Here is a 7,167-nt window from a genome sequence, read left to right on the forward strand (position 1 = left end):
CTATGGCTCGATCAGGGCGTCGCGCAGTTCGCGGTCCAGCTGTTCCAGGGTGAACGGCTTGGTCAGCAGACGGGTGCCCGCGTCCAGCGTGCCGTTGTGGACGATGGCGTTGCGGGTGTAGCCGGTCATGTAGACCACCTTCAGGTCCGGTCGCAGGGCCAGGGCCGCGTCMACCAGCTGGCGGCCGTTGGACCCGGGCATGACCACGTCGGTCAGCAGGAGGTTGATCTCCGGACGCTGGGCCAACCGCTCCAGGGCCACCGCCGCGCCGTCGGCCTCGATCACCTTGTAGCCCAGCTCGCGGGCGGCGCTGACCGTGAAGCTGCGCACGCCCGGATCGTCCTCGGCCACCAGCACGGTGAAGGCCTCGCCGCGGGCCACGACCGGGGCGGGAGCCAGCGGCTCCTCGAACGGCAGGCCCTGGGTGTCGCGCGGCAGGTACAGCTTGACCGTCGTGCCCACGCCCAACTCGCTGTAGAGCTTGATGTGGCCGCGCGACTGCTTGAGGAAGCCGTGCACCTGGGAGAGGCCCAGGCCCGTGCCTTCGCCCAGCCGCTTGGTGGTGAAGAACGGGTCGAAGGCCCGCTCCATCACCTCGGGCGTCATGCCGCCGCCGGTGTCGGTGATCGCCACCAGCACGAACTGGCCAGCCTCGACCTCGTCATGGGCGTCGGCATAGACCTTGTCGAGGAAGGCGTTCGAGGTCTCGATCGTCAGGCGGCCGCCGCCCAGATTGGCCTCGCTCATGGCGTCGCGGGCGTTGACCGCCAGGTTCAGGATGGCGCTTTCCAGCTGCGGCGGATCGACGAAGGCGCGCCACAGGCCGCCGGCCAGCACGGTCTCGACCGCGATGTGCTCGCCCAGCGCCCGGCGCAGCAGCTCCGACATGTCGGCCACGCACTTGTTGACGTCGGTGGGCTTGGGGTCCAGCGGCTGCTGGCGCGAGAAGGCCAGCAGGCCCTTGGTCAGGGCCGCCGCGCGGTTGGCGCCGGACAGGGCGTTCTCGGCCAGGCTGAGCAGCTTCTCCTGCCCCGACAGCCGGCGGATCAGCATGTCCAGATTGCCGACGATGATCGCCAGCATGTTGTTGAAGTCGTGGGCGACGCCGCCGGTCAGCTGGCCCAGCGCTTCCATCTTCTGGGCCTGGCGGAGCTGGGCCTCGGCGCGTTCGCGCTGGGCGATCTCGGTCCTGAGGGCCAGGTTGTGGCCGGTCAGTTCGCGGGCGTGGTCCCGGGTCTCGCGGGCGACCGCATAGGCCAGGACCCCGGCGCCGACCAGGGCCAGGACGATCACCCCGATCAACAGCGACCGCTGGTCGGCGACGGCGACCTGGCGCTGGGCCAGCAGGTTCGCCTCGGCGGTCTCGAAGTCATGGCTAAGGGCGCGCACGCGATCCATCATCGCCTTGCCCTGGTTGGTCTTCAGGCGGGCGATCRCCAGGTCGGCGCGACCGGCGCGGGCCTGGGCCACTGTGCGGTCCAACTCGGCCAGCTTGATGTCGATCGCCTGGTCCAGCGCCGTCAGCCGCCGTTGCTGGGCGGCGTTGTCGGCGACCGCCGCGTGCAGTTCGCGCCTCAACACCGGCAACCGATCGTGGGTCGCGTTGTAGGGTTGCAGATAGACCGGGTCCTGGGTCAGCAGGTAGCCACGCTGGGCGGTTTCGGCGTCCTGCACCGCGCTGAACATCACCGCCTGGATGCGCCGGACCTCCACCGAGTGCGCCGCCCAGCGCTCGGCGCCCGCGCTGGTCACGGCCACGACGATGGCCGCCACCGCGGCGCAGACCAGCAGCAGGAAGCCTATGACAAGGCTAAGGCGAACGCCCCGGCCCCGCGGAACGGCCTCGGTCGACAGATCAGGCGCCAAACTCGATTACTCCCCGATGGGTGTCCCATCCCCTCGAACCCAGGCTAGATACGTGGAATCGAGGGGAGCGCCAAACGTGGTGACACGCCGCCGCCGTCGAAACCTCGGCGAAAGGCGCCTCGCTGGCGCCGCTTTCAGAATTCCTCCGTCCGCGTTCCATCTTGACGCTTGCGCCAATTTCGAACGGCCGTAAGACTTCCCCGCAGGTAAAGGGGATACCGTAGTGAGTCCGAAGAGCGACGGCGCTGCCGTCACCACCGCGCCTGAAGCCGACGTCGAAGGCGTCGACAACGAAGCCGTCACCAAGAACCTGGTGTTCGTCGCCGCCGAGCGTCTGTTCGCGCTGCACGGATTCCAGAACGTCTCGGTGCGCGACATCACCGCCGCGGCCGGCGTCAACCTGGCCTCGGTGAACTATCACTTCGGCTCCAAGGACGCCCTGCTGTACGAGATCTTCCGTCGGCGCACGGTGGAGCTGAACCGCGAGCGGGCCAAGAAGCTGCACGAGGCGATCGACCGCCACGCAGGCGCCCCGCCCGTGCGCGAGATCCTGGCCGCCCTGCTGACCCCGCCGCTGAAGTGGCTGGCCCCCGACCACGAGCGCCGCATCTCGCTGCAGTTCCTGATCCGGGCCCGCAGCGAAGGCACCGACGAGATCCGCAAGGTGCTGCAGACCGACGTCACCCACCTGCGCCGCTTCTCCGACGCCCTGCTCAAGGCGCGCCCTGACCTGCCGGCCGAGGAGATCTACTGGCGACTGCACTTCACCCTGGGCATGCTGCACAACAACCGCTTCGCCGAGTTCGACCGCCTGAACGTCCTGTCGGAAGGCACGACCAGCGAGGCCGACGTCGAGGCGCTGCTGGGGCGGATGCTGAACTTCGCCGAGGCGGGGTTCTCGGCCTGATGGACAGGGGGCATGCCCTTGCGGCGTGTCCCCGGCGCTAGCCCGCCAGCTTCCACGCCTGCTTCAGATCCTCGACCAGCTCCGCGTAGGCGCGATCCTTGGCGTCGGGGTCGGGGATGCGCAGCATGAACGACGGGTGCCAGCTGACCAGCCCCGTCTCGCCGCCGTCCAGCGCCTGACGCCGGCCCCGCGTCTTGCCGATCGGCAGGGCCTTGCCGAACACCGCCTGCGTCGCCGTCGCGCCGAGGGCCAGAATGACCTTGGGCCGCACCAGCCGCCGCTCGGCGTCCAGCCACCAGCGACAGGCCTGGACCTCGCCGCGGTCCGGCGTCTTGTGGATCCGCCGCTTGCCGCGCGGCTCGTGCTTGAAGTGCTTGACCGCGTTGGTCACGAACACACGGTCGCGCGGCACGCCGGCCTGCGCCATCGCGCGGTCCAGCAGCTGGCCGGCCGGGCCGACGAAGGGGACGCCCTGAAGGTCTTCCTGGTCGCCGGGCTGCTCGCCGACGATCATCAGCGCCGCCCGGTCGGGGCCCAGCCCCGGCACGCCTTGGGTGGCGTCGCGCCACAGGTCGCAACGGCGGCAGACAAGCACCCCGGCGGCCACCTCTTCCAGATTGACCAGGTTGCTCTCGCCGAACGACCCGTCCCGCGCGTGTTTCAGGGCGGCCTTGAGCACGCGCTCCGACGGCTTGGTGGGCTGGGCGGCGACCATGGTCTCGGTCCGGCTCCGGGCTTTCTCGATCAGTTCCGGAATGAGCGCCGCCTCCGGCAGGTTCCGCCAGTAGCGCTTGGGCATCTCCTGTTTCATCATCGCCGGGTTCAGCCGGGCCGGGTTGAAGATCGAGGCGTAGTAGGTGCGCCACATCTCCTCCTGGGCGTCCTCCGAGGGCGCGTCGGCGGGGTCGGCGCCGGGCGACACCGTCAGCGTGCGGCGGTCCCAATGGACGCAGGCGTCGGGCGTCAGGATCGACCAGGTCATGTTGGCGAACCGGCGGGCGAAGAACGGCGCCGCGGCCTCCGTCACCCGATGGGCCGGCTCGAACCACGCGGCATAGGTCTCGGACGCCGCGTCCTCGACCAGCCGGAACCGCACGAAGGCGTGCATCTTGTGGATCGCTCGGCCCACGCCCTTGGCCATGTCGCGGGCCTTGGCGATGTCGGCGTCGGCGGGGTTGTCGAGCAGGCGCGGCTGGCGTTCGAGGCGATGGAGGATGCGGTAGAGCAGGGCCAGGCGCTCGGGCGAGCGGTGCAGGATCACGGCCTCGGCGAGGTCCACGAAAGCCTTGGGGACACTAAACGTCTTTCCCTCCCCACAAGGGGGAGGGACGGGCTCCGAAAACAGCTCCCGGTCCACCGTCCAGACCACCGCCTCCGGCGGCACGCCCTCCGCGCGCAGCGCCCGGGCGGCGACGCGCCAGCCGTCGAAGTCGATCTCGGACTCCAGCCGCGCCACCCGCATCAGAACAGGCTCAACTGCTGCGGCGCGACCAGCGAGGCGCGCAGGTCGTCGCCGTCGACGGCCGCGCCCGGCCTCCAGTCGGCGGTGACGATGAACGGCTTGGCGCGCTTGACCGAGCCGCAGACGCGCTTGACGTCGTCCAGGGTCAGGCGGGTCTGGGAGCGGGCCCGCAGGATGCGGTCGACGCCCCGCGCGCCCAGTCCCGGCGTGCGCAGCAGGGTCTCGCGATCGGCCGTGTTGACGTCGACGGGGAAGTCGCCGCGATGGCGAAGGGCCCAGGCGGTCTTGGGATCGACGGCCAGGTCCAGGTCCTCGCCGGGCGCGACGATCTCGCCCTGGCCGAAACCGTAGAACCGCATCAGCCAGTCGGCCTGGTACAGGCGGTGCTCGCGAACCAGGGGCGGGCGGCTCAGGGGCAGGCGGGCGCTGCCGTCGGGGATCGGGCTGAAGGCCGAGTAGTAGACCCGCTTGAGATGGTAGGACCCGTACAACGCGGCGCTGCGGGCCAGGATATCGCCGTCCCGGGCCGCGTCGGCCCCGACGATCAGCTGGGTCGACTGGCCGGTGGCGAACTTGCGGCGTCCGGCCTTGCGGGCGGGCTCGGCGTGGTCCTCGATCCGCAGGCGCATCCGGCCCATGGCCTTCTTGATCCCGGCCGCGTCCTTTTCCGGGGCCAGCACCGCCAGGCTCTCGTCGGCCGGCAGCTCGACATTGATCGAAACCCGGTCGGCATAGAGCCCGGCTTCGGCGGCCAGTTCGGGCGAGGCTTCGGGGATCAGCTTCAGATGGATGTATCCGCGGAAATCGTGGTCCAGCCGCAGGCTCCGGGCCACCCGGACCATCTCCTCCATCGTGTAGTCGCCGGTGCGGATCACGCCCGACGACAGGAACAGGCCCTCGATATAGTTGCGCTTGTAGAAGTTCAGGGTGAGGTCGACGACCTCCTTCACGCTGAACCGGGCCCGCTGGACGTTGGACGACACGCGGTTCACGCAATAGGCGCAGTCGTAGATGCAGAAGTTGGTCAGCAGGATCTTCAGCAGGCTGATGCAGCGGCCGTCCGGCGCATAGGCGTGGCAGATGCCCATGCCCTCGGTCGAACCGACGCCCTTGCCGCCCAGGGAGACGCGCTTCTCGGCGCCCGAGGAGGCGCACGAGGCGTCGTACTTGGCGGCGTCGGAGAGGATGGCGAGCTTGCGTTTCAGATCGAGGACGGCCATCCGCCCAACCTATTGTTCCTATTTTGTTCTGTCCATGCCGATCACCCGCCTGTGACGGAACGAAGCAGGTTGGGCGGGGTTATGCTGAGCCTATGGCTCGGCTCAGCATCCTTCACGAGACCCGGTACAGTTACGCCCGGCCGGTCGGCTTCGGGGCGCATCGGCTGCTGATCCGGCCGCGCGACAGCCACGCCATCCGCATCAGCGACGCCTCGCTGCAGACCTCGCTGCCGGGTGAGACGCGCTGGACCTACGACGCCGTGGGCAACTGCGTGTGCTGGTTCACGCCGAAGGGGCAGGCCGACAGCCTGACCATCACCAGCCGCCTGGTCATCGACCGCTTCCCCGCGCCCCTGACCAGCCTGCGCATCGACGATCCCCACACCGTCTCGCCGATCGTCTACGCCCGCGAGGACCGCGCGGTGCTCAACCCGTTCATCACCCCGGCCACCGAGGACCAGGACCGCACGCTGCTGCGCTGGCTGCGCGGCCAGATGGAGCGGCCGGACGAGCCGGCGCTGGACTTCCTGCTGCGGATGAACCGCACGATCCATGACCAGTTCGACTACCTGGCCCGCGACGAGGCCGGAGTGCAGTCGCCCGCCGAGACCGTCGCCATCGGCAGCGGCACCTGCCGCGACTTCGCCTGGCTGATGGTCGAGGCCCTGCGGCGGCTGGGCTATGCGGCGGTGTTCGCAACCGGCTATGTCCACAGTCCCGGCGGGGGCATACGCGGGGCGGGGGCGACACACGCCTGGTGCGAGGTGTTCCTGCCCGACCTGGGCTGGACCGAGTTCGACCCCACCAACGGCCTCGTTGAGTCGCCGGACCTGATCCGCGTCGCGGCCACCCGCACGCCGGGCGAGGCGCGGCCGGTGTCGGGCACGATCATCGGCGAGCCGGGCGAGGCCCATCTGAGCGTCCGGGTGGAGGTGCGTCCGCTGGACGCCCTCGAAGCGGCGGCGTGATAAAAATGACAAGAAAAATCGGGAGGATAGAGCCATGATGAAACCGTTCCAGCAGCAAGCCCCGATGGGCGGCGGCCACCTGCCGCATCCCGAACCCAAGCCCCAGCACGGCCAGAAGCCGGACGTTGAGTGCCTGAAGGTGCCCGAGAAGCGCTCGTTCGAGCCGCGTCCAGGGCACTAGGCGACTATCCCTTCGTCCGACGGCCGCCTTTCGAGTGGCCCTTGGTCATCGGACTCGGCTTCGGCGGCGGAACCCAACCCTTGGGCGGCGTATAGCTGGATTGATCCGTGCCCAAGCCCATCTTCCCGGGCTCCTGGCGCCTGAGATACGACTCGGCTGTCGTTCGGCCTGCGCCTCTGAGCTCGGCGATGCGATCGCGCAAGGCGGCCGCGGTCTCGAAATCCTCGGCCGCCACGGCCTTCGCCATCGCCGCCTCGAGGTCGGACAGATCGGGGGTGTCGGACACGGCGGAATCCTGGTTGCGGCGGCAGGAGAACGCGTCAGTCCGCTGAAAGGGTCAAGCCGGCGGCAATCTAGCCGCGCACCAGCTCCCGCATGGCCTTGTCCAGGCCCTCCAGCGTCAGGGGGAACATCCGGTCGTTCATCAGCTGCTTCATCACGCCGATCGACTGGGTGTAGTCCCAGTGCCGCTCGGGCGTGGGGTTCAGCCAGACGGCGCTCTGGTAGATATCGGTGACCCGGCTCATCCAGATAGCCCCGGGCTCCTCGTTCCAGTGCTCGAC

Annotated in this window: 7 protein-coding genes and 1 pseudogene; 3 read left to right on the forward strand and 5 right to left on the reverse strand. The window is 69.4% G+C overall.

The window, feature by feature from the left end:
* Positions 1–1,866 carry a CHASE3 domain-containing protein gene (locus AC1U89_RS22725; RefSeq protein WP_479901903.1) on the reverse strand — a complete coding sequence of 622 codons (1,866 nt, stop codon included), beginning with the start codon at positions 1,864–1,866 and terminating at the stop codon, positions 1–3.
* 223 nt (positions 1,867–2,089) lie between these two features.
* On the opposite strand from AC1U89_RS22725, the gene AC1U89_RS22730 reads away from it, so the two are divergent.
* Positions 2,090–2,773, forward strand: a complete 684-nt coding sequence (locus tag AC1U89_RS22730) for a TetR/AcrR family transcriptional regulator (RefSeq protein WP_479901904.1) — start codon at positions 2,090–2,092, stop codon at positions 2,771–2,773.
* Positions 2,774–2,810: 37 nt separating this feature from the next.
* Here the strand turns inward: AC1U89_RS22730 and AC1U89_RS22735 are convergent, their stop codons facing one another.
* Positions 2,811–4,235 carry a UdgX family uracil-DNA binding protein gene (locus AC1U89_RS22735; RefSeq protein WP_479901905.1) on the reverse strand — a complete coding sequence of 475 codons (1,425 nt, stop codon included), beginning with the start codon at positions 4,233–4,235 and terminating at the stop codon, positions 2,811–2,813.
* The gene (locus AC1U89_RS22740) at positions 4,235–5,455 is read right to left on the reverse strand and encodes a putative DNA modification/repair radical SAM protein (protein WP_479901906.1); all 1,221 of its coding nucleotides are present in this window, start codon (positions 5,453–5,455) and stop codon (positions 4,235–4,237) included. Before AC1U89_RS22740 ends, AC1U89_RS22735 begins: the two co-directional genes overlap by 1 nt.
* Before the next feature lie 92 nt (positions 5,456–5,547).
* Between AC1U89_RS22740 and AC1U89_RS22745 the strand changes: the two genes are divergently transcribed.
* On the forward strand, positions 5,548–6,423 hold the full coding sequence (locus AC1U89_RS22745) for a transglutaminase family protein (RefSeq protein ID WP_479901907.1): 876 nt from the start codon (positions 5,548–5,550) through the stop codon (positions 6,421–6,423).
* A gap of 34 nt (positions 6,424–6,457) precedes the next feature.
* Positions 6,458–6,604 carry a hypothetical protein gene (locus tag AC1U89_RS22750; RefSeq protein WP_479901908.1) on the forward strand — a complete coding sequence of 49 codons (147 nt, stop codon included), beginning with the start codon at positions 6,458–6,460 and terminating at the stop codon, positions 6,602–6,604.
* Between the two features lie 4 nt (positions 6,605–6,608).
* Here the strand turns inward: AC1U89_RS22750 and AC1U89_RS22755 are convergent, their stop codons facing one another.
* Entirely contained in the window at positions 6,609–6,890 is a 282-nt protein-coding gene (locus AC1U89_RS22755; RefSeq protein WP_479901909.1) for a UvrB/UvrC motif-containing protein, read from the reverse strand.
* A gap of 67 nt (positions 6,891–6,957) precedes the next feature.
* Positions 6,958–7,167, reverse strand: a pseudogene (locus AC1U89_RS22760) (VWA domain-containing protein); the annotation flags it as partial.

Source organism: Caulobacter sp. 05T431 (assembly GCF_056665975.1).